We start from the raw sequence: 22,899 nt of genomic DNA, 5'->3' as shown, positions 1-22,899 counted from the left end.
GAATCAGTATTCGATATCATGTGTGTTGACGGACACCGTGCGACGATCTAGATATAACATCCTGATCGCCACCGTCGTTTTGATCTGGATTCTACATCATGGCCTACCAAAGCGAAAGCCTGATCGCGCAAGCACGCGAGATCCGCGAGGCTTCCGGTGTCAGTCAGCGCGCGCTCAGCGAGCGGGCCGGGCTTACGCAGAGCCATATCTCCCAAATCGAGAGCGGTAAGATGGAGCCGGGGCTGTCGAGCTTCATCGACATGACCCGTGCGCTCGATCTCGAGGTCATGCTCGTGCCGAAGAAGCTCGTGCCCGCCGTGTTGGGCCTGGTGAAGGCCCAGGCGACGCCGGACATGCATATCCACGCCGGTCAGCCAAACGACAAGCGCTTCGCCCGCGCGGAGCGCTTGGTCAAGAAAATGAAGCACCTCTACGGGAGCTCGGCCGATCTCGATCGCATCGAAGATACACTTCGTTTCCTGCGACGGGTGAACCTAAGCGATCAGGAGATGCAGCTGGTGCGCGAGCTAATGGCCCGCCTCGAGCGCTATCAAGCGAGCGCTCAGGCAGCACCCATCGTGCGTGACATCGCGCAGAACCTGCAGCGACTGCGCAACTCAATCGCCCATGCCGCTCCGCCGGAGCCGCGGCCCGCCTATTCGCTGGACGATGGAGATGCCAATGCCTGACGTCTCGGTTCTCGACGTGCGGCTCTACGACCAGCCGATCGGCACGCTGACCCATTTGCAGGGCGAGCGGACGATCTTTGCCTTCAATGAAGACTACGTCGAGAACCGCGATCGACCGACCCTCAGTCTGTCTTTCAAGGACGATCTGGGTGGTCTCATTACCAAAATCCGCCCGACGCAACGGGTTGTACCGCCATTCTTCTCGAACCTGTTGCCGGAGGGCGGCCTGCGCCGCTATCTCGCCGAGCGGGCCGGGGTCAATCAGCAGCGCGAATTCTTCCTACTTTGGGTTCTTGGGCTCGACCTGCCCGGAGCACTCTCGATCCATCCAGCGGCCGGCGGCTCCCTTCCGCCAGGCGACGACGAGGATTTGCCGGAGAACGCCAAACCTAATGCGCTACGCTTTTCGCTCGCCGGTGTGCAGCTCAAGTTCTCCGCGTTCGAGAACGCAGGGAAAGGCGGGGGCCTGACCATTCCCGCGGAGGGCGTCGGCGGCTCGTGGATCGTGAAGCTCCCGTCCCAGCAGTTCACCGGCGTTCCGGAAAACGAGTTCTCGATGATGACGATCGCTGGCATGATCGGCATGGAGGTGCCGGTCATCAACCTGATCGATCTCGATGCGATCGCCGGCATTCCAGAAGGCATTGGCGAGCTCAAGGGGCAGGCGCTTGCTGTCAGCCGCTTCGACCGAACCGGCGACGGTCCTGTCCACACAGAAGATTTCGCGCAGGTCTTCGGAGTATTTCCGGACGACAAGTACAGGCGCGCGAGCTACGCCAACATCGCGCGCGTCATCGGCACCGAGGCGGGGGATATCGGCGCCGCCGAGTTCACTCGCCGCCTCGTGTTCAGCGCGCTGATCGGCAATGGCGACATGCACCTCAAGAACTGGTCGCTGATCTATCCGGACCGGCGCTCGGCGGCGTTGTCGCCGGCCTACGACCTGGTGTCGACCATCCCCTATATCGAGGGGGAGGATACCGCCGCCCTCAATTTCTCTCGAACGAAAAAGATGGCCGAGTTCGATGCCGATGAGCTTCGGCATCTGGCGGCCAAGGCGCTTCTACCGGAAAAGCTCGTCGTCGACACTGCCGCGGAAACCGTCCAGCGATTTCGACAGGTCTGGGAGGCCGAGAAGGGGCATCTTCCCCTCGCCGCCAGCGTCGTGGAGGCGATCGACGCCCACGCCCCGACCGTGCCGCTCTACGATGAACTCGCATGACAACGAACCCGGTCACGAACTCGCGTCACCGGCTATCTTCGGATCAATAGAGAGGGCAGGGCATGTCGCCTCGGGAACCATCGCTCGAGTTTGTATGCCCCCGATGCGGGGCTACGATCACCGAAACCATTGAAGAAGTTCCGAGCTACGATGTCCAGGCAGACCGCGAATCCGACGCGCAGGGCTACGCCGAACAGACGGTTGCCTGCCACGGATGCGAGCAGCAATTCGCTGTCGGTATCCGCAATACTGGGGCCTGCCTCGTGGCGAACCTGATGAATGAAAATATCCATGTGAGCGTGATCGATGATCCGGTCAATACTTCCGAGGACCCATGGGAGGTGGAAGCGTATCAGCGCGAGAACCTACCGAGCGACCCGGCAAAAATCTTCAAATTTGCGACCTACGACATCAGCCATATCGCCGCCGAGATGGAGGGGCGGGGGCTCATTGACGAGCTGAACCGCATGCTGCTCGTCCAGTATTTTTCCGCCATCGAAGCATACCTCAGCGATCGTCTCATCAGACTGGTGCTCGATGATCCGAAGGCAATGTCAGCTTTGGTGAAGGGAAACAAGGAGTGGGTTGCCGACAAGATCGAAGTCGTTGAACTCGCGTCCAATCCGAACGCTTTTCGCGATTGGGTACACATGCGGCTGCGCGAGCTGATGTACCATAACTTCGTGAAGATCGATCACTACTACCGGAGCGCCCTCGGCTCGACCATTTTTCCAGATGAAACGACCAAGAAAACGCTTATGGAGTTCGTGCCGGTGCGGCACGATTGCGTCCATCGCTACGGTCGCGATCACGATGGTCGGGAGCGATCCATAAGCAAGCCTGACCTGGAGAGGCTGAGCGAATCCCTCGAAGGCATGGTTACTCATATCGAGGCCGCATTCGCTCGGCGGGGAGAGGCTGGCTGAGGCGGGCACCATGTCTATTCATTCTGTGGTTGTCGACGGGCCGCTGGCGTTGCGGATGCAACGGCTCGATGCCGCTCGTGAAGAAGCAACCGGGCGCCAGATATTGACCCTTCCCCTTCTTGCCGCACGCCTCGCCGGCGGCTTTATCGCGCCGGCGTCACAGGAGATCTTGTATCCCGCAATAAGACGGGCTCTCGACGCTGGCGGATACGAAGACATCGGCAAGGTTTCAAACTTGCCCGGAATGCCATCGGCCGTGCTCTCTGCGCTCCGGAGCTGGTGGGACGCCGACACCCCAAAGGGCGTACCGGACAACGCCCGCCTTCGGGACTTTGCCTTGCTGGAACGACGGGTGCGAGAGACTTTGCCTCCGGGGGCAATGGTGCCGCCCGATCTTGTTGAAGCTGCGGTGAAGCGCCTGCATCTCGCGCCGAAATTGCTCGGTCCAGTCACCATTCACGAGGTGCCCGATATCAAGCCCGTCTGGCGCCAGTTCGTCGTGCAGCTCTGCGAGGTTGTTCCAGTCCGATGGGTTGCGTCGTCTCATAGTCGCCGGAGCTGGTTCCCGGGAAAGATGGAAACCGTGCCCGCAGGAAGTAGTCTTCTCGTCGCGGCCGATGTCTGCGCCGATCCGCGAAGTGAAGTGCGAGAAGCGCTTCGCTGGGCACGCGCGCGGATAGCCGAGTACGGCATCCCTCCAACAGAGATAGCCATCACGGCAGCCTCGCCGACAATCTGGGACGACACATTTTTGGTGCTCGCGCGTGAGGCGAGGCTCCCCTTGCATTTCAGCCATGGCATTCCGGCTTTGGCGACCCGCGAAGGCCAGACCTGCGCAGCGCTCGCCGACATCCTGTTGCGGGGTCTTTCCCAGGAGCGGGTCCGCCTTTTATTGGCCCGCGTCCCTCCGGCGCGCGAGAACATTCCGCTCGATTGGGCGAAGGGGCTGAGGCGCAGCGCTGCTCTGACGACGCCACGGCTTTGGCAGCATGCCCTCGAGCGCGCACGCGCCGAGCGGGCTGATGGCGACGTTGCGGAGCGGACATTGCTGCCGGTTCTCGAGCTCCTCGCTGGTGGGATTTCGGAGGCGGATCGGGCGGGACGCCGGCTGTTGCGCGGGCCGGCGCTGACCTTGTGGCAGGACGCCTTGCGCATGGCGCCCCCACAGGCGATCGAATTGTCGCTGCAGGCGCTGCGTGTCGATGACGGGCAAGAACCCGGCAACACCATCGTCTGGGGGCCTGCCCACCATCTGGCGGGCGCACCGCGGAAGCACGTCCGCCTTCTCGGCCTCGAAGCGAATGCCTGGCCACGGCGGGCGATCGAAGACCCGCTGCTTACCGAGCATCTCCTCGAGGACATTCGGCTTCCATCGGCAGATATCGCCGACGACGACCGAATGATGCACGACATCATCGTGAACCAATCAGACGACTACACCCTCTCGCGCGCACACAGGAGCGCAACGGGTGCGCTGCAGGCGGCAAGCACGCTATGGCGCCGTGATCAGGAGCGGATTGTGGGCCGGAGCGCCATCCCCCGGCACGCATTCAGCGAAAGCGATCGTCTCTATGCGAGGCCGGCAGATGCGGGCAAGCATCCGCAGGTCCGGTCCAGCCGCGCCTGCTGGCGCGCCTGGCAGGACAGCGACAGCCATACCGCGCACGATGGGCTCGTTCGCGCGAACCATCCATTGATTCTCGATGCACTCGCCGAAGTGCAATCGACCACGTCGCTCCATCGCCTTCTTTGCGAACCGCTCGGATTCGTCTGGGAGTACGCACTTCACTGGCGCGAGCCGAACCTCGACCCTCAACCGTTGGCGCTCGATCATCGTTCATTCGGCGAGCTCGTCCACGCCCTTATTGGAGGAGTGCTGCGCAATGGTGCGCCGCGCAATGTCGATGAAATCGAGATCGCCCTTGCGGATGAAGCCAAGCGGCTGAGCGACGCCTGGCCGATCGCGCGGGCAGTCCCACCAGGTCTACTATGGCGCCACACTATGACTCTGGCCCGCCAACGCGCATCGCGCGGGCTGAGAGATGCTCTTGGTGAACCTCGCGGCACAAGTTGGACGGAACTCGCCTTCGGCGAGCCCATAGAGGGCCCCCATCCTTGGACCACGCTTTTGCCGGTCGACATCGGGACAGCCGGAATTGCGTTTCGCGGCCGGATCGATCGGCTTGACGAGGACGGCCCCAGGGGCTCGGCAATCATAACCGACTACAAGGCAGGAGCGGCACCGGAGCGCAAGAAGACCGTCGTCTTCGACCGAGGGACGGAACTCCAACGCGTTTTCTATGCCCTGGCCGCTAGATCGTTGCTGCCGGATGTTCGAAACGTCGAGTCTCGGCTGACCTATCTCAGGCACGAGCCCGCGCGGACATTGAGCCTGGTCCATGATGAACTGGTGACCGCAATCGAGCAGGCCGTCACCTTCACTACGGCTGGTGTCGAACTTCAGCGGAGCGGTCAGATTGCGCCGGGTCCCCAGCCGGAATTCTTCGATTCCATCTCGATCGCTCTTCCGTCAGACCTGGAGGCCTACCGCCGGATCAAGCAACGGCCCTTCGCGCAGGTGAACAACCCGCTTGCCAAGCTTTGGAGCAGCCCGTGACCCTGCCTGACCTGGACGCTCGGAGGCGCGCCCTGACCGATTTCACCTCCAACATTCTGGTCGAGGCCGCGGCCGGCACCGGGAAGACGTCCTTGATGGCGGCGCGCGTCGCGATGATGATAGCGAGCGGGATTGCGCCCTCCAAGATCGCCGCCATTACCTTTACCGAACCGGCAGCAAGCGAACTCGAAGCGCGAATTCGCTGGACAATCGGCGAGCTCCGCGCCGGCAAGGTCCCGCCGGCGCTTGCTAAAATAGTCACCCACCCGTTGGGTGCTGACGAGCTTGCCCATCTCAAGGCCGCGGCGCCACATCTCGATGAGATTACCGCCACGACAATCCACGGGTTCTGCCAAGGCATCCTTCGCTCCCACGGGCTGACCGCCGGTCTCGATCCCGGATCGCGGGTCGTCGACGAGACCATCGCCGAGGCGCTTTTCGATGAAGTCCTTTCCGAATGGCTGAAGGGCAAGCTGGCGGACGGTGCGGACGAAGACGGAGCGATCGCTATCCTGGCCAAGGACGATCCGCTTGGTGTCGTCGAGCGCATTCGCGAGCTTGCCGTGCTGCGCCGAGACCATCGTACCGCGACTGCGCCTTCACCGGCTCTTTCATCCCGGCCAGACCTGACGTTTACCGATGCCGTCGCAGCGTTTTCCCGGTGGCACGCGGCAGGGCCTGGCGAAACGGGCACAGCGGACCTGATCGATGACTTGGAGCGGCTTGCCGCCTTCTATGACGAGGCCCTGACCAATACCGAGTTCCCGGCCCTCTGGCGTTTGACCCAGCCGCCGCGCATCGGTGCGATGCGTCCAAAGTCCATCGACCTGCAGCCTTACGGTAGAAAGACCGCCTGGAAGGACGTCCTTGGTGCGGTCGAGGGCCAGCGTCGGGCCGGCGAGGCCGCTGACCAGTTCGAGCGGGTGAGCGCGGCTTATCGCGTGTTGATCGGCTCGATCGCGCAAACGCTCGTACACGAGCTGGCCGCGCTCTTGAGCGAGGTCGTTGACGCATATGACCGACGCAAACGCGATGCAGCGGTCCTGGATTTCGACGACCTGTTGAGGCAGGCGCGCATCCTCGTCTGCGAGCATCCAGGAATCCGTGACTGGCTCGCCGGCCGCTATCCGCATCTTCTCGTCGACGAGTTTCAGGACACCGATCCGCTGCAGGCTGAAATCGTCTTCTGCATCGCCGCCACCACGCAGCCCACACGATGGAACGAGGCGCAGCTTCGCCCCGGCTCGTTGTTCTTGGTCGGCGATCCGAAGCAGGCAATCTATCGCTTTCGCGGCGCCGACATCGAGGCCTACGCCCTCGCAAAGTCGATCATCGCGAAATCGGCCAATGGCTGCCTGCTTGCCGTCACTGCGAATTTCCGGTCACGCTCGGAAGTAATCGAGCACGTCAATCAGGTGTTCCAGGACGTGCTGGCAAAGCCGGGACAACCGGGCTTCGTGCCCTTGACCGCGACCGTGAACCCGCCCCCGCTGCCATTCCCTGCGGCTGCCAAACTCACGGTCGACGTTCCTCGCGATGCTCGAGCCGAGGAGCAACGCGAGGCAGAGGCGGCGGCGGTGGCGGGGCTGTGCACCCGCTTGATCGGGGCACTCACGATGACCGAGGCGAACGGCACCGAGCGGCGTCTGCGCGCCGGTGACATAGCCTTGCTGGCGCCGACTCATACCGATCTCTGGCGGTACGAGCGCGCCCTTGAAAGACAAGGAATCACGGTGGCCTCCCAGGCTGGAAACGCGCTGTTCCGCCGACAGGAGCTGCAGGACCTTCTCGCCCTGGTTCGAACCTTGGCAGACCCCTTGGACACGCTCGCATTCGGCGGCCTCATGCGTGGTCCGCTTGTGGGGCTGACTGACGAAGAGCTACTCGACATCACTGCGGCCCTCCAGCCCGATGCCGATGCGCGCCGGCGATTCCAACTTCGGACATCGGCGAACGAGGTGGTCCATCCCCTTGCACGCGATGTGCTCGTGAAGCTCCAGGGGCTTCACCGTCTCGCGGGGGAACTCACTCCCATGCAGTTGCTCGCCTATGCGATCGAGCGCCTGGACCTTCGGGTTGTGATGGCCGCACGGCACGGCCAACGCAACGCCCGCGCACTGGCGAACCTCGATGCCATCGTCGAGCTTGCACGACCGTATGGAGTTGCGGGCCTGCGCGCATTTGCTCTCGATCTCCAGCGTGGGTGGGAACGCAAGCGCCGGCACCCGGAGGGTAGGGTGGATGTTTCCGGTGACTCGGTCGAAATCGTCACCATGCACAGTGCGAAGGGTCTAGAATGGCCGGTCGTCATCACGGTGAACTCGTCCACCCGCTTCAAGCCTCAGGACCAGTTCGTCTATCGGCAGTCGGACGACACGATTCACTGGATGATCGGAGGTCTCGAACCGCCGGACCTTGCGGCAGCCCGCCAAGAGGAGGAATTTCGCGAAGCCAGGCAGCGTGAGCGGCTGTGGTATGTCGCAACCTCGCGCGCCCGCGACTTGCTGGTCATCCCCGACCTGCCAGGGGCATCCTCGCGCTCATGGTCGCGCGTGATGGATCTTGGCCAGAAGCGGCTGACCGAACTTCGAACGGACTCATTGCCGGCACCGGCGGTCAGCCCTCCCCACACCAACACCAACGAGCAGACAGACGCGATCTTTGCGGCCGAGGCCGACCGGATCGTTGCCGCCTCAACACCGATTGTCTGGGATCGTCCGAGCGAGGGTGACCCGGACCGCAGCGCCGACACGAAGGACAGCTTCGTCGTAGACATAACATCAGACGGCCAACGAATAGTCGGGGCGGGCGCACTCCGCGGCAACGTCCTGCATAAGCTCATGGAGGAGCTTCTCAATGGCGAACTCTCATCCGTTCGGGAAGAAGTAACCCAACGTGCGGCCGAACTGCTGGAGCAGCTGCAAGTTGTCGTTGATGACGAAGCCGATATAGGCAGGCCGAATCCAGTCGAGATGGCGACGACCGCATTGCGCACATTCGGACTGACCGAGCTCGCGCCTTTCATCGCGCGGATGGTGCCCGAGGTCCCACTCTGGGCTGCAAGCCCGCCGCGTTTCCTCGCCGGCCGAGCTGATGCGGCCGTGGCTGAGGATGAGCGGATCGTTCTGGTCGTCGACTGGAAATCCGACGTAAATCCGAATGCGGAGGCTCAAGGCGCGCACGCGGCACAACTCCGTGACTACCTAAGGGTGACCGAGGCCGAGCGCGGTGCGGTCGTCTACATGTCGTCTGGGTACGTCTCATGGATCGAGCCCCGTTCGCGCGATGACCAACCCGATTGAGGAAAGGCGCACCGGGCGAGGATAAGCGCCGCAAGGGCTTGGCTGAATCCATGTTCATGCCACTGAGAGTGTGCCGGCGTGATGCTTCAACGCAACCTGCGCTGTCAAACGAGGATCAATTTCCAACCAAGACACTTGTCCAGACTACCAGGTTCGGACAAGAGGACATTACGGAGCACGCCACCGGTGGGCTCAGCGGGTGGGTTAGCAGCGACTCATTTTGCCGCGTGATCAGGCAGCATCAATCCCATTTCGTTCAGAAACCTGGAAGGTCGTTTGCTCCAACCTCGGTATGAATCAGCGTATGAGAGACAAAGCCATTCGCGGGCGCGCGTAATGGCCACGAAGCAGTTCCGCCGCTCTTCTTCCATCTCCGGGCCGTTCTCATCGGCCTTCAAACTTTGGAAACTGGGAAGGATGTCCTCGGCGAGGCCAACGACATAGACGTGATCGAATTCTTTGCCCTTCGCGCCATGAATGGTCATGAGCGTGACGGTAGTGCTGCCAACCGGGGCTTCCTTAGAACGGATAGCCAGCTCTTGTAGGAACTGCTCCAGGGGGGCATCGCGACCTATTGTCTTTCCGATGTTTCGGGCCAGATCCGACCAAGCGGCGCGATCTTCGGCGATGTCGCTCGATCCGTCGTCCTGAACCGGCATTTTTGCGAGGACAGCTTCGATGAAAGGCCGGAACCGCGTGGGTTCCTTTCCAAACTTCGAGGCAAGGTCTGCGAGTTCGGTGGCCAGCCTATCCGGCAAAGCGGCTTTCACCGCTATCGCCCACTCATCAAGAAAGGAGCGTTCGGTTAGTTCGGAGGCGGTGATGATTAGATCAACCCGTGTGTCGCTGCTAAACCAGCGATTAAAGGAGCCTGTGAGGATTTCCAGTGCTCGCCGATCGAGAGGCCGAAGGGCTTGCCGCAATACTGCCGAAAGCCATAAGAATTGTGGTGATCGAAAATCGTCGCGGCGTTGGGAAATGACTGCGGTCACCTGCTTTTGGGTCAAAGCGGCTTGCAGCTTTTCGAGCAGGGAGCGCGTTCTTGCCAAAACTGCGACTTCGCCCCAGTGGCTTCTGTCGATTTTCGAAATGCCGTCTGCGATCGACGCTGCCTCTTCCTCGTCGGTGGAATAGCGCAGGACCCTTATGTGATGCTCGTTGGGATAGCGAAGAAGCGTTTTGCCTGCCTCAAGCGGGCGTTTAGCAGCGGTTCGCTGGCGGTTGTGAACGACGAGGCGGTTGGCGGCTGCAACGATTGCTGGGGGACACCTATAGTTGGTGGGAAGCTGAAGCTCCTGCGGAGAAAAATCGGCTCTGAACCGCTGTATCTGCTGGTAGCTCGCACCATTCCATTGGTAGATGATCTGGTCGTCGTCCGCGACAGCAAAGACATTTCTAAAATCATTGCCGGCAAGCGCACGGATCAGGCGGTATTGTCCGTCGGTCGTATCCTGGAACTCATCGAACATCCAGTATGCGTACGTCTTCCGATAACGCGCGGCGATGCCTGGGAAGCTCGTAACGAGACGATGAGCCTGAGCAATAAGAGAGCCGAAATCCAGAGCGTTGGCCTTAGTCAGTGCCGCCTCATAAGCCCTATAAAGCCGCTCTACGCGCGCGCCGTCTGAAGGGTCGCGAATATATTGAGCCGAGCCTTCGGGCTGTACGAGCTGGGACTTGAGTTTGTCGATCGTGGAAAGAAGCCGGATATCGTCAGCGCTCAACCCTTCCTCCTTAATCGCGTCTCGCAGGATTTCCTGACGGTCGATATCGAGGGAGTAGATCGCGAAATCGGGGCTAATGCCGACGTGTGAGCCATGCTGCTGCAACATCTGCATGCAGAAGGAATGAAAGGTCCCGATTAGCGCGCGACGTTCCTGTTCGGGCACCAGGGCTGTAACCCGTCCCGACATTTCGTCGGCCGCCTTGTTGGTGAAGGTCAAAGCAAGCACTCGGAACGAACGGTCGGGTGTGTCGGCAAGCAATTTGGCGACGCGGGTCGTCAAGACCCGTGTTTTGCCCGAGCCTGGACCGGCCAGAACAAACATGGGTCCGTCGCGCCAGTCGACTGCCACGGCCTGGGCTTCGGTCAGTTCGGACAGCGCGCCGCTGAGGGCGGATTCGGTCATGTCAGGCCTCTCAGAGACAGAATTGCGTTTCGGAACGGGGCCGGCATGCGCTGCGCCAATGCGGGGCTCTCGGCGCACTGTTTTGCAAGGACGGCGGCATAGCCGCTCTTGTCTCTCGTCAGCGTCGCAATCAATGCGGCGTCATCAAGGTTTGGTGCCGCAGCATTGCCGAGCGAAACGAGGATCGCCTTCAACTCCGCCTGCAGTCCGTCTGCGACGAGCTGCTGCTCAAGATAGCCTGCTGGGAGGGAGAAGGAGCGTCTCGCCATTTCCTGCTGGGAGAAGCTTCGACCGGCGATCTTTGCAAGATACCCCTGACCAGCGGCATCTCCATCCACTACGATCAGCCACGGATAATGTAAGGCGCGCGCAAGAACTGCGAAGATTTCTGGGTTGCCGCAATTCTGGAAGTCGATGACGGCGACGCCATTTTCGTCGAGGTCGTAGGCTAAGCCTTTGGCGATGCCATGTACCAGATGGTAGTCCGACTGCCCCTCGACCAACAGCCAACGGCGGGCGAAGAAGATTTCCCCGCGAATGCGGCGAGCGAAGGTCTCGAGCTGATCGAGTTCTGCGTCGGAAACGAATGCCTTTGATGCATCGAACACCTGGCGGAGTGCACCGTGAAGCGCTTGCGTGTCAGGCCGGCCGCCATAAGCGACGAGGAGTTGCTGATACTGGTTTTGCGGCAAGGTGCCGGAAAGCACCAGTTCGTTGAGCCCGCGGTCATACGTCATAAGGCCGCCCGATGCGGCGAGGATCGCATCAAGCGCCGGAATATGCGGAACCGCAGCCCGAAACTGGCGCGGCAGCGAACTCATCGTTGTGCCGGTTGCACCGACCCGGACCACGCGAATATCACGAAAAGGAACGTGCTGCAGAAAATATGGCGAGTGGGTGGTGACGATCTTTTGGCCGGGGAGCTCATTGATGTGGCGCCATAGGCTTCGCGCGGCCTGAGGATGAAGATGCGTTTCCGGCTCTTCGAGCGCGAGCACAGCAGAGCTCTCCGGCCGATACAGATCGCTGAGTATGAGTTCGACGAATGCCTTGAACAAGAACATGACCGAGAGGCTCTGAACCCCTTGTCCGTGCCGTGCCAAGGGCAGCCAAGGCTTGCCCCCCTCGGTTTGGTAGATGACCTCGGCTCTGGACAGGATATCCCATGTATTCAAAGGCAGGAGGCGCAAGTCGGCCTGCCCGGGAACATCAGCCGCCGCTACATGACTAATATGCGACAAGCCGGTCGCGAGATTTGCGAGAAGTGGGTCGGCAGCGAGAAGGCGCCTGTTCAACAAATCGAAAACGCGCTTCGATTTTTGCTCGAGATTTTCGGGGATCTGCACAGTCCTGAGAAGTTTTCCCCAGAATTGGCTTCGCGCCGAGAACTCGTCTGCGGCGTCGCGAAGGGCTTCGAGATAGAAGACCGGGAGGAATTGGAAGAATTCCTGCAGGTTGACCGCTCGGGCACCACGGCCTGCAAGCGGATTTCTATCGACGTTCAGAAACTCCCATCGCGGAACGTAACTCTCCTCGGCTGCGTCCCAAGAGCAGCTGACCCGCATGATGATGGAAGCCCGGCCAGAGACGGGATCAAGCTGGACGATGTCTTCCAGTTCACCATGAAGGTCTTCAGGCCACTCGTTGGCGGCCTCTTCCTGAAGCTCCACTTCAATGATTACGGGATCGCCCACTTTGGGATCAGGCCTCCCGTCGCACAAGTGGATGTCGTACTCAGTAAATCCGGTGCCCTTCTGGCCCCATCGTCGAGTGAGCGCAATTCGAATGGCCTCCAGTATTGCCGATTTGCCGGCGTTGTTTGGTCCTATAAGGACGTTTACCGGCCCAAGCTCAATATCCGCTTGCCGAATCGAACGGAAGTTAGAGATCCGTATCCGCTTGATTAGCACGTTCGTCGCCGCCCCCCGCAGTTTTGGTGCATAGTACAGGAGACGAGCTTAGCCCGACAGGGCGCCATTGTTTTCTCGTGGCCTTTGGCCTCATCAAACGCCTAGGGCGCTCGCGCATCAGGCGTATCCACTACGTTGGGCGCCGACACGCTGCTTACGCGCTCACCAGACGTCTTAGATTCTGCAGGATCGCCCCCTCCATGGACTTCACCGAACAGCTCTGCGCTTTTGCGAGTTCGGCGACCGTTTGGCCGACATCGCGCGGCCTGAGGGTCTGGCCATCGCGTTCCACAAACGGCCCGTCGGTTTCGGTCAGCAAAAGGTCGAGCGGAAGACTCCCAACCAGTTGTCGGTGCTTGGGTGAGCGCAGCATCTCTCCGTTGATCGAGAAATAGCAGCCGAGCGCGACCGCCCGACGGGCTTCGGCCGACGTGCCGGTGAACCAATGCAGGACAACGCGTCCCCGGTCCTGCGGTAGGGAGCTTTCAATATGATTCAGCACTTTGCCAACCGCGCGGACGCTATGGACGGTTAGTATCTTCCCGCCCTGTTCAGCGCAGGCGCGGAGGATGCGCTCGAACACCCGCTCCTGGGCCGGAAAACTGCGATAGAAGCGAGGGCCGGCGTCCAGGCCAATCTCGCCGACATAGCGTGCATCCGAGAGGTAGCGCTCGAAGATCGGCAACTCATTCTCGCGTTCGGCGACGAGCTGCGGATGTAGCCCCAAGGCGATCCGGACATGCGCCGACTTCGCCGCGAGCTCCCGGTTTCGCGGCCAGGCCTTCGGCGTGGTCGTGACCGCAAGCGCGTTGGGAGGTCGGGACTACAACGCGTCAGCAGATTTTTGTTGCTGCGAGATGAAGGGCGAAGCAGGGTTGAACATGTTTTGTTGGCCTTGCCGGGCTATTCTCGCCAGCGGAGCGCTTCGATCAAGAGAGCGAAGGCGGGAGAATTCTGCCGCCGACTCGGGTAGTAGAGGTGATAGCCAGGAAATGGCGGACACCAGTCTTCAAGCGCCCGCTCAACCGCCCAGCCTTGATATATGCTTGCAGCGCTTCGTCAGGCAGGCACGACGCCCATGATCAAATATAAAACTTGAATGGAAGCTTGGGCTCACTATCCATCGGCGCCGAAATGAGGACGTCGCCGACCGCGTTCGCGAATCGGATGGTGACCGGCAGCCGATCGTTGTGCAGACATGAGTTGAAGTTGATCTTCGTCAAGCCGAGCACATCGCCAAGGACCGTCGCGAGCGGGCATTCGCCGCGAAGAATTTTCACCGAGATAGGATTCGGCGTTTCCGGGCCCATGTAGGTGTCCAGCCTCGGCGCATAGCCCGAGGTCCAGAGGTAGGCATGGCGATCGCCGATCTGCAGCGCTGTTCCACGGATCACCGGATAGCTTCCAGGTCGGAAGAGCTTGATGTCGTCACGTGCGTCCGCGATTTGGACCCCGACTAAATTTGTCTCGTCGCTGGCTCCTGCGGAGAACCCGCTCCATTCCGCATCAGTGAACGCCGACTTGGCATGGATGAAGAGTTCGGCGGGGGGCTTCCCATGGAGGCGGGTATACTCGCCGACGACCATCTCAATCAGGCTCTTGGCGGCGGCGTGATCGAGGTGGAACTGCTTGGTGTCCGTTTGAAACCAGGGCCCGAGCGCCCCGCGGAAAACCACGCCTTCTCCGTCGGTCAGGAACATTTGCGCCGCGCAACAGGCATGGCGCTTGTCGCTAGTCAGTTCGCTCCGCTTATAGACAAGCCCGACATAACAAACGCCGGGCCGCACATCGGCCAGTTGCCAAGGTTTGCCGCCCGCCTTGTAGTAGGCGCCCGTGCCGAGCTTCCAGGCAATCGTTGCCGGGTCTTCGATCCGCCGGATCGGCATGCCATTGTCGCGTCGAAAATCACCCGGCGCCAGCGTTGTCTCGCGGACAATCTGAGTGACGATCCGCTCTTTCAGCAGCCTAGCCTTGAGCTGGCGCCGGAAATGGGTGGCGTACTGATAGACCTCAGCTTCTCGCTCATCGTCGCCAAACAGAGTCGGTTGCGTCTGGAGTTGGCGCGCACGCCGCTGCGAAATGGTGACTGTCCCCACCACGCGCTCAGTCTTGTGAACCGTCGACTGGGGTCGACCGAGTTCGTAGACGGATTCTGGGATCACGACGAACCAGAAGTCCGGCTCCCGTTCCAGGCGGTTGTTCTCGGCGACGAGGCGAGACACGAAGATGTCGACGGTATCACGCACCGCTTCGTGCCGATTGGCCAGTTTCAGCGTCCGCTCGATCTGCGCGGGATCGAGATTGTCGACAAGACAGGGTGGTTCGACCGGCCAAGCGGCATGGAAAGCCTCAGCGAAGCCAGGGAATGGAACGTGCTGCGGTTCGACAGCCCGCGACCGCGGCCCGGGCGGCGGCACGTCGATGAAGCCCGCCATCGTTTTCGCCCAGGCCCTGAAACGACGGACACCGTCGGGCGTACCGATCACGCCGTAGCGGATCGACGGCAAGCGCTTTGGATCGCCCACCGGCCCATAGAGAAACAATCCATCGCGTGGGTAAGCGAGGCGCTGACCATAGCGGAATTCGAGCAACGGCTCGTCGAGATGCATGAGACGAGGTTCGAAAGGGCGCCTAGAGGTCATCGGGCGAATCCCCGGCGACGCCGGCGCCGTCGTCGCGATCCAGCGTATCGACTTCGTCGTCGTCGCTGGGATCGTCCTCGTCCGGCTCGGGTGCCTCTTCTTGGACCGGCAGACTTACCGGCGCCATCCAGGAGATGGGTGGCAGAGTCAAAACGAGGCTTTCCTCTGAACTCAGAGGGACGAGAAGCGCGCTCTTGCCTTCGGCGAGCCAGTGCAGAAAAGCGAGGAGCATGTCCCGCCACCGCGCGTTGCGCCAGGTCTTGGCAAAAGAACGCCGCAACCGATGCATCTTGGCGGGGTCCTCGAATGGCTTGCGACCGTCTTCGGTGAAGACCAGCCGGCTCAAGACCCGGACGTGCCGGATAGGCGCGGTTCGCGCGGCGATGCTGACGCCGAAATGCCAGTTCATCCGCCGCTTGAGCGACACCCCTTGGATTTGCCGAAGGCCGGCAACGTCACCCCACCGAAAGCCGACCTTCGTCGTCGGCGCGACATCGATCGGTGGCCACCATGCCGTCTGCCAACCCGACAGGGCATAGCCGAGAAGGCCACGTTCACGAAATAGCTTCTCGAACGCTTGGTGGACAAGATCGCTGAAGCGGTTGCGTGCATCCCCGCGTTCGATGTCGAGCTTGGACCAGCCTTCTTCAAGAAACCCTTCAACTCGGCGCTCGGCTGCCAGCTTGAGCGGCAGGCTCTGCCCGAAATGCTCCTGCAAATCATGGAGGCGCGCGAACGAGAGGAAGCCGCGTCGGAACGGCACAAGCGGCCATGGCGCGTCATTCATCCGCGATTGTGTTTGTCGTTCGGAGACTTGGCCCTTGAAATCGTAAAAGCGGATCTTCTCGGGCAGCGTAGTGATGGAGAGCCAGTTTGATATCAGGCGCTCGGGCGTGGCACTCAGGGTCTTTCCGTGGATCAACTGGATGTCGCGCCAAATCGCATCGCCATCTCGGGCGTCTCGCGGAACGCGATAGGTCTCCTCGAGCGTCCCCAGCAATTCCGTCAAGCCGTGGGCCCAGCCACGCTGGAAGTCGATGTACTGTGCATGAGCAATCAAGAAGGGCGCTTCAAATGGTTCCATTCGGAGCGGGATGATAAATGCCGGGTCGTCGATCTTCCGGGCCACGTCGCAGGCGATCTGGATCTCGTTGCGAACCCCTTGCTTGTCGACGGCCCGCGGGTTCGCCACGAGCAGCACCTTGCGCGCGCGAAGCCTCAGCGCGTGCTCAAGTTTCCGTTGCCAGTCATCGCCGCCGTTCAAGCGGAGGACATCTGCCCAGACCTCATATCCCATCGCCGCGAGCTTGGCGCCGAGCCAGATGGTGAAGAGGTTATCCTCGGGTGCGGCATGACTGATGAAGAGCGCCTTACGCGGCTCTGCCGACGCTGCGACTGTGGTGGACGGAGCGCTCAAGAGTTCGGTCCCGTGGGTATCAAGGCATCCGTGCAAGCCTGATCAGTGAAGCACGCAAGGAAGGAGGCGCCGGTGTCGCGGGGTTCACGCGCCATCAGCAGCGATCGGTTCCACTGGCAACGCTTACTTGAAGAAACTGGAATCTCCATCGGCCATAGTCGGAATGAGCAGGCTTCGATCCAAAAACAGATTCCTCATTTCGCAACTCGTTTCAGCAATAAGCAGGCATCCGTGACAAGCAGCGCCGTGTGTTGCTCGATCGCCGCTTCTGTCGTCTGGTTCGTGATCGGCGCAAACTGGATCGTTCGAGCAAATCCTTAGACGGTCGAGGGCGCCTCGAAGGATGTGTGCAAATCTTGATGCTGTCGCGACCAGGCCCCCGAGAGTCCCTTGGGCACCAGCGCTAGCCGTGTAGATAAGAATGCCGCAGCGGTCGATATCCCCACCAGCTCGCGAGCTGGACAGCGCGTAGACACGTTCTTTCAGCGAACTGGCCGGATAGCCACAATCAAGGGCGATCTCGGCCATCAATGCATGCGAGATACTGTGGAGAAGGACGTATGGCGTCCCAGGGTAAGCAGGCGCCTTGCCGGCAAACCGCTTTTGCCAATGCCCATAACCGGCCAGAAGCTTTTGGTTGCGAGGTGCAGTAGCCTCCTTTTGAAGCCATTGGCCGATCGCTGCTTCGTCAAAATGGATGAATATGCCTTCTCCAAACTGCTCGATCGCGGGTAACCAATCCGCGTCACGGGAGATCGGTGCGCCGCGGACGCTCAACTGAATGTCTTCAATATCGCCATCAGCTCCCGTAGGCGCAGCTTCAAATCGCGTGAATCCATAGAGACAAGACACCTCTCGCAGGCGATGAACAGCGACGAGGTTCTTGATAGCAGAGAGGTCGATCTCAGCGCTGGGGTCCTCCCAAACCCCACGCGAGAGCGTTTGGGCGTAAAGCTTCGCGGTCGGGTGGTTAGAGCCGATTTCCGGGCGCCCACTTGCGAATGTGTCGAACTCGGACAGTTTTGGCGAGCGGGTGGCGTCTGACTTTGCACCATCGCGAATGCGCTGAAGTCTGTCGAAAATGTCGCCATCCAGATAGGGGCCGAGCGATGCCGATACCTTCGGGTTGAACCGCTTTGCTTGCGCGACATCCTGGACCGTTTGGACGCCCGCCAAATCCCCCGATAGCTCGTCAACAAGTTGGCTCAGTTCGTCTTCCTCGGACGGGAGCGAGATCACCGTGTGAACCTGCGGGAAATATGTATTCGTTGCCGTTCGAGTCAGCAGTTTGAGGTTGTCGCCGCATCCTTCGGGATCTCGGTCGAGCAGCCAAGGCCGCTCACCACGGCACTTGCCGAGACGGCCTGGCTGGAAGGTCTCTTGAAGCGACAGGCGACGACCGCACCCGCACACGATGCTGGTGTCGGCAGGGTCCGCGCTCGTGCCCTTTTCCTCAACCCACATTGGCTCATGGCACGCCCCCGTACCGTGGACTACCCATCGCCAGTCGATGTCTTGAAGATGGCCCTTGTCACAGGCGCAGACAAAGCGGATCGGCGTCACGTCACTCTTGCGCCCGTCATCATACTGGAATTTTCGCCGCCCCTTCGTGTCGAGATCCTGCCAACGCACCAATCGCCGACGGCGGGCCGTCTTGGCCCCCACCGCCGCTGTCTCGACCTGCTCGCAGATGAACCACGTCGGAAAGATGGGAGCGGCGACTCCACGGAGAATCCCATCCCGCGCGTCCACCGACGTGGGAGGAGTACGCAACGAAAGGGTTGCGGCGGGATCGAGGCGTCCCTGCTCCTTGAGAAGCTGCTCCAGGCGCATTGTTAGGCGCGGCTCTGGAAGCGTTGTGAACGCGTTGCCCTTCATGTCCCACTGTTCGAGGCCGCCAACTACGACGGATCGTGTCGGCAGGTCGATCATCGCACCGGGACCAAAGGTCGATATCAATTGGCTTAGCCGCTGAGCATTCTTGGTCATGCGAGATCATCCGCGTTCGCGATCGTGTTGCCGTGGGGATCCCTGACATTCAGGGCGACATTGGGTTCCACGTCGCGCATGGAACGGCCGGCTACAAAGCGGCGGTGAGGTTCCGCTAGATTGCCGATTTCCGGTTCAAGCGGCATATGCAGTAGCCGATGCGGGCTCTTTTTCCTGGCGTAAGCGAACGCATTGCCGCCAGCAGCCTGTTCGTCGGCAGTCTCGATCCAGGCATCCAAAATGTCATCGATCAGGTCCGCAAGGGCCGCCCGCCCGCCGGCGATCATTCGCTCAGGCGCTCGATCGACGATCGAGTCGCGCACCAAATTCCGTATCCCGGCATTGTTCTTCAATTCGTTGACCGCAACGTCGGGCGTCAGCGCTGCATCCACATGCCGCGCCGCCGCGACCACGACAGCAGCCAGGGCGCGATCCAACGCTCGCGCAGCCCATGGCGTGACGCTCGTCGCTTCCACAGCGCGGTAGAACGTGCGGTGGAATTGGCCGAACTGCTCGAAATGCATGCGGTCGCGGGGTTTGTGTAGATTCAGAACCGCGAGCACGAGGCCGGGTCTGGAATGGTCGCGGCCGACCCGGCTGGTTGCCTGAATGTATTCTGCGGCAGTCTTTGGCTGACCCTGAACGACCATCAGCCCGAGGCGCGTGATATCGAGACCAACCGAAATCATGTTGGTTGCGAGCGCGACATCAACGGTTTCGGCATCCCGCCCGAATGTGGCCTCGAGCCGCTGCTTGGCCTTCGCAACCTCATCCGTCGAAACGCGTGAGGTTAGTTCCATTGGCTCCTTAATGCCGCGATCGGCGAAGGGCCCATCGGCAGGATCAACACGGCGGCGCTGGGTGCCGTAGCGGGCGGCGCGATCGCGCACTTCGTCCTCGACAATCCGGCGCGCGCCACCCAATTCACGCAACGCGTTGAAATAGCAAAGCGCTGTCATGTATGGATCGGCAGGATTCCTCCCCTTGCCATCGGCCGGGATGTTGGCGTCATACGCTGCCTGCGCTGCCGCCACGAGCGTGGTCAATGAACGCAGGAAGACGAGCTTGGGACCGCGACCTTGCGCAGCGATTCCAAGATAGAGACGGGCCGCGTTTGTCGTTGACGGGACTGTGCGAGCGAAGAAGCTATCGACACGATCGATCCCTGGCGGCGGAAAAATGCTCGTGTTGCTACGGTCGAACAGGGCAGCGATTTGATCTGCGGCGCGTCTAACCGTGGCGGTCGAAGCCACGATCTTTGGGCGCACGCGGTTTTCACCGGAACCTCGGGACGCGAGCTGATCAATCGCCGCTTCGTACAGCCCGGCGACAGTTCCAAGCGGTCCCGCGATGAGATGCAGTTCGTCCTGAATGATGAGATCGGGTGGATCGAGCGACCAACCGTTGCCCAACGGTCGGCCTTCGCCTGGCTCTGCCGCACCATAAAAGCCGACACCATCTTCGAAACGGTCGACGTGCCCAAAGAATGCACCGGTCTCGCCCACCCACGGCAGGGCGGCGAACTTGTCGACGGTGGCGATCAGAAACGCCGGCAGGCGCCGGTAGATGGGCTCATCGACGGTAAGGACCGGTAGCGGCCGATTTCTGCTGAAATCACATGCGGTATTGACGCACCGAATTTCCAGATTGGTGGGTGCATGCTCGTTGGGTGTGCAAGCGAAGGACGACGGCGTGAACTCCGTTCCACACCAGGGACAAGCCTTCAGCGGCGCCGGCGCTCGTTTGTCGCGCCCATTGCGATAGCGCCGAATTCGTCCGACCGCGGTTGTCTCGTCAGACTTTCCTTTGCCGCCGAGTTTGTTCGGAGACGCATCGGAGCCGACCCAAAGGCCGATCTCGATAGGCCAGTCACCAAGGAGGCGGCGCTCTTGTTCATCAATGTTCTTCGCATCGGTGCGCATGAGCTCCAGCGCACAAACGACACCAGCGGCACGAGCGAGCTGATCGAGAGTGAGAAGGCGCAGTGTGTATCGCATGATTACGGCGACACCGGCGCCGAGCACCCTGGATCCGCCTAGCCTCCGATGCGCGATCACTAGCGCCGCGAGGCCCAGATAGGCCTCGGTCTTGCCGCCGCCGGTAGGGAAGAACAGGAGGTCGGCTGTCTCACGGTCAACGTGAGTGCGATCAATCAGGCCGGCCATATTGAGCAGCACAAAGGCAAGCTGGAACGGCCGCCATTGCGGCTCATCGAGTGCCTTCGGATCGCCGGTCGCGCCCGCGACCCGGCGTCGGGCCGCCATGGCAACGGCGAGATTCATGAAGTGGAACGCCTTACGCGCCTTGCTGTCGGACACGAGAAGGTCGATTCCATTTGCGATGCGGGCCTTTGCCGTCTCCATCTCAGCGATGAGGCGTTCACCTGTTTCTCGGCGCCGTGTTGGTAGGCCGGCGAGCTTGTTGCGCTCGGCATCGATCCAAATTCCGTAGAGGACAGGCAGATCGGCTAGGGTCGCTCCAAGTGCAGAGCCGTCCCCGTCGGCTAACTGCGCGAGGGCCTCCATGCCGAACGTGACCCGCGCTTTGAAATCAGCGTCCTCATTCGGCGCAACGCGTTCGACTTCCGCGGATGGGAGAGGATCGGTCCATACGCGCGTGATGCCGTTTCTGGCGTCTTCGGAAGCGTCCCAGCCAGCAGCCGCGTTCCGGCCCACAGCCCATTCACGCATGTCGCGATAGTGCAGATCGGCGATCCGCAGATCCCAATCCGGGGCACGATAGCCGGAAAGATCGCGCCGCGGTCGAAACCCTGTTTGGCAGACGAGTTCGAGCCGCGCCTGAAAGGCGTAGCTGACATCGGCATAGAAGCGATGGACCGTCGCCCGGCGATTGACGAGGAACACCGTGAGCGCGCGGACGCGCTCAGTCGTACCATTCGGGGTCGTGTAGCTGAACAGTCGCGAATGCGTTTCCAGTGCAAGACCGCCGCCCCGGCGTTGCTCGGCCGCGCTTTCCGGCACGACGATCGGACTGCTGCGGCCGTCCCTGATGGGCAGGGCGACGACTCGGTTCTTCGGGCTCCGCACCCAGTCAACCAAAGGCCGCTCGGTGCGCTTAGGCTTGCCATCTTCGCCAAGCTCCTCGGGCAACGGCTCCGGGAGAAGGATCGCCTCAGGCAGCGGCGGTTCCGTTCGGTAGTCACCCCAAGAGAGGCGTGCCTCGATCTCGGTGACATCCGGGTCCAGGAGAACCGTCAGTCCGACGGAGGATGGCAAGAAACGCCGGCGAGCGTTTGGCGCCTCGGGCTCCTCGTTATCGGTCGCGGCGCCGCCAGCGCCATCGGCGTCCGGCTCCTCGACATCGATTTCCATCTCTTCCTGGGCGGATGGATCGTTCTCGTCATCATCCCCATCGAGGGTGAGCGGATCCTCCGCAGGCGCGAGAAATCCGGCCAGATACCAGCGTGCCGGGCTTTCGTTCAGGCGCTCGTTGGCGAGATCGGCGTCCTGCGACCCCGGGCCGATGAGGTCGCGACGAAAGACGTCCACAATATGGGCGCGAATATCGACTGAGTTCGTCATGACCGCCCAAGTCCCTCTGAGATAAACATCTCTCCAAGGACCTTTTCGAGCCACTTGGTCGTGTAGGCCAATTTCAGGGCCTCCTTCGGTCGGTGCCCTGCATCGGCCAGAAGGGCTTCCAAAGCGATCAGCCGATCCTTGAGCCCAAGCCGAACACCGAAACGCATACTGGCCTTGTCAGGCCCGCACAGAACCCACGCATCGCTTCGTGTCAGCGCGTGCGCCCACAAAGATCGCTCACCGACGTCGAGCGCGATGTCGGGCGCTCTAACCGCCACGACGGCGCGCTGCGCATCCTCCACCGGGTGGACCGCCTTGAGCGTCGCCACGAGCTGGGTGGCATCGATCTGCAATTCCGCCCGCCGCCGCTGAAAACCGGTCTGTGTCTCGGTCACGCAATCCTCGACCGTCTCGACGCTGTAGCCGCTCGAAAGCGCGCGCCACGATCCGACCCGAAAACACTCCAGGATGGCGTTGGTATCGATAAGAACGGGACCGTGGTGGCGAGCCATAA

At 61.3% G+C, this 22,899-nt stretch carries 12 protein-coding genes and 2 pseudogenes; 5 read left to right on the top strand and 9 right to left on the bottom strand.

Going from position 1 to position 22,899, the window contains the following annotated elements:
• Positions 1-98 precede the first annotated feature (98 nt).
• The 5 genes from ACSQ3L_RS31235 (at position 99) to ACSQ3L_RS31215 (ending at position 8,756) form a co-directional block, all read left to right on the top strand.
• Positions 99-689 carry a helix-turn-helix domain-containing protein gene (locus tag ACSQ3L_RS31235; RefSeq protein WP_436163656.1) on the top strand — a complete coding sequence of 197 codons (591 nt, stop codon included), beginning with the start codon at positions 99-101 and terminating at the stop codon, positions 687-689.
• Entirely contained in the window at positions 682-1,911 is a 1,230-nt protein-coding gene (locus tag ACSQ3L_RS31230) for a type II toxin-antitoxin system HipA family toxin (protein ID WP_436163655.1), read from the top strand. The genes ACSQ3L_RS31235 and ACSQ3L_RS31230 overlap by 8 nt, the downstream gene beginning before the upstream one ends.
• 62 nt (positions 1,912-1,973) lie before the next feature.
• Positions 1,974-2,837, top strand: coding sequence for a hypothetical protein (locus ACSQ3L_RS31225; protein ID WP_436163654.1), 864 nt, complete (start codon positions 1,974-1,976; stop codon positions 2,835-2,837).
• A 10-nt stretch (positions 2,838-2,847) separates the two neighbouring features.
• Positions 2,848-5,454, top strand: a complete 2,607-nt coding sequence (locus tag ACSQ3L_RS31220; RefSeq protein ID WP_436163653.1) for a PD-(D/E)XK nuclease family protein — start codon at positions 2,848-2,850, stop codon at positions 5,452-5,454.
• Positions 5,451-8,756, top strand: a complete 3,306-nt coding sequence (locus tag ACSQ3L_RS31215) for a UvrD-helicase domain-containing protein (RefSeq protein ID WP_436163652.1) — start codon at positions 5,451-5,453, stop codon at positions 8,754-8,756. Before ACSQ3L_RS31220 ends, ACSQ3L_RS31215 begins: the two co-directional genes overlap by 4 nt.
• 215 nt (positions 8,757-8,971) lie before the next feature.
• On the opposite strand, the gene ACSQ3L_RS31210 is transcribed toward ACSQ3L_RS31215, so the two are convergent.
• From ACSQ3L_RS31210 to ACSQ3L_RS31170, 9 genes and pseudogenes are all read right to left on the bottom strand, one after another.
• Positions 8,972-10,885 (bottom strand): ATP-dependent helicase, encoded by a 1,914-nt coding sequence (locus ACSQ3L_RS31210; RefSeq protein ID WP_436163651.1) that lies wholly within the window; start codon positions 10,883-10,885, stop codon positions 8,972-8,974.
• Entirely contained in the window at positions 10,882-12,795 is a 1,914-nt protein-coding gene (locus ACSQ3L_RS31205) for an ATP-dependent nuclease (protein ID WP_436163650.1), read from the bottom strand. Before ACSQ3L_RS31205 ends, ACSQ3L_RS31210 begins: the two co-directional genes overlap by 4 nt.
• A gap of 154 nt (positions 12,796-12,949) precedes the next feature.
• Positions 12,950-13,591 (bottom strand): annotated as a pseudogene (gene qatD / locus ACSQ3L_RS31200) (Qat anti-phage system TatD family nuclease QatD); the annotation flags it as partial.
• Positions 13,592-13,698: 107 nt separating this feature from the next.
• Positions 13,699-13,835: pseudogene (locus tag ACSQ3L_RS31195) on the bottom strand (LysR family transcriptional regulator); the annotation flags it as partial.
• 42 nt (positions 13,836-13,877) lie between these two features.
• Entirely contained in the window at positions 13,878-15,404 is a 1,527-nt protein-coding gene (locus ACSQ3L_RS31190) for an argonaute/piwi family protein (RefSeq protein WP_436163649.1), read from the bottom strand.
• A gap of 22 nt (positions 15,405-15,426) precedes the next feature.
• Entirely contained in the window at positions 15,427-16,854 is a 1,428-nt protein-coding gene (locus tag ACSQ3L_RS31185; protein ID WP_436163648.1) for a toll/interleukin-1 receptor domain-containing protein, read from the bottom strand.
• 123 nt (positions 16,855-16,977) lie between these two features.
• Positions 16,978-18,843, bottom strand: coding sequence for a DrmB family protein (drmB, locus tag ACSQ3L_RS31180; RefSeq protein ID WP_436163647.1), 1,866 nt, complete (start codon positions 18,841-18,843; stop codon positions 16,978-16,980).
• Positions 18,840-22,385, bottom strand: coding sequence for a DISARM system helicase DrmA (gene drmA, locus ACSQ3L_RS31175; RefSeq protein ID WP_436163646.1), 3,546 nt, complete (start codon positions 22,383-22,385; stop codon positions 18,840-18,842). Before drmA ends, drmB begins: the two co-directional genes overlap by 4 nt.
• A complete protein-coding gene (locus ACSQ3L_RS31170) occupies positions 22,382-22,897 on the bottom strand; it encodes a hypothetical protein (RefSeq protein WP_436163645.1) in 516 nt (171 codons plus the stop codon). The genes drmA and ACSQ3L_RS31170 overlap by 4 nt, the downstream gene beginning before the upstream one ends.
• Between the last annotated feature and the right edge of the window lie 2 nt (positions 22,898-22,899).

Origin of the sequence: Mesorhizobium sp. LjRoot246, from assembly GCF_964254115.1 — a bacterium.
GTDB lineage: Bacteria > Pseudomonadota > Alphaproteobacteria > Rhizobiales > Rhizobiaceae > Mesorhizobium.
Note: the sequence above shows the minus strand (reverse complement) of the source record. Positions and strands in the feature narration are given on the sequence as shown.

Bases quoted from the DNA above. Each gene is read 5' to 3' on its own strand.
- ACSQ3L_RS31235 (WP_436163656.1), top strand. From the start codon at position 99: ATGGCCTACCAAAGCGAAAGCCTGATCGCGCAAGCACGCGAGATCCGC.
- ACSQ3L_RS31230 (WP_436163655.1), top strand. From the start codon at position 682: ATGCCTGACGTCTCGGTTCTCGACGTGCGGCTCTACGACCAGCCGATC.
- ACSQ3L_RS31225 (WP_436163654.1), top strand. From the start codon at position 1,974: ATGTCGCCTCGGGAACCATCGCTCGAGTTTGTATGCCCCCGATGCGGG.
- ACSQ3L_RS31220 (WP_436163653.1), top strand. From the start codon at position 2,848: ATGTCTATTCATTCTGTGGTTGTCGACGGGCCGCTGGCGTTGCGGATG.
- ACSQ3L_RS31210 (WP_436163651.1), bottom strand. From the start codon at position 10,885: ATGACCGAATCCGCCCTCAGCGGCGCGCTGTCCGAACTGACCGAAGCC.
- ACSQ3L_RS31190 (WP_436163649.1), bottom strand. From the start codon at position 15,404: ATGCATCTCGACGAGCCGTTGCTCGAATTCCGCTATGGTCAGCGCCTC.
- drmB (WP_436163647.1), bottom strand. From the start codon at position 18,843: ATGACCAAGAATGCTCAGCGGCTAAGCCAATTGATATCGACCTTTGGT.
- drmA (WP_436163646.1), bottom strand. From the start codon at position 22,385: ATGACGAACTCAGTCGATATTCGCGCCCATATTGTGGACGTCTTTCGT.
- ACSQ3L_RS31170 (WP_436163645.1), bottom strand. From the start codon at position 22,897: ATGGCTCGCCACCACGGTCCCGTTCTTATCGATACCAACGCCATCCTG.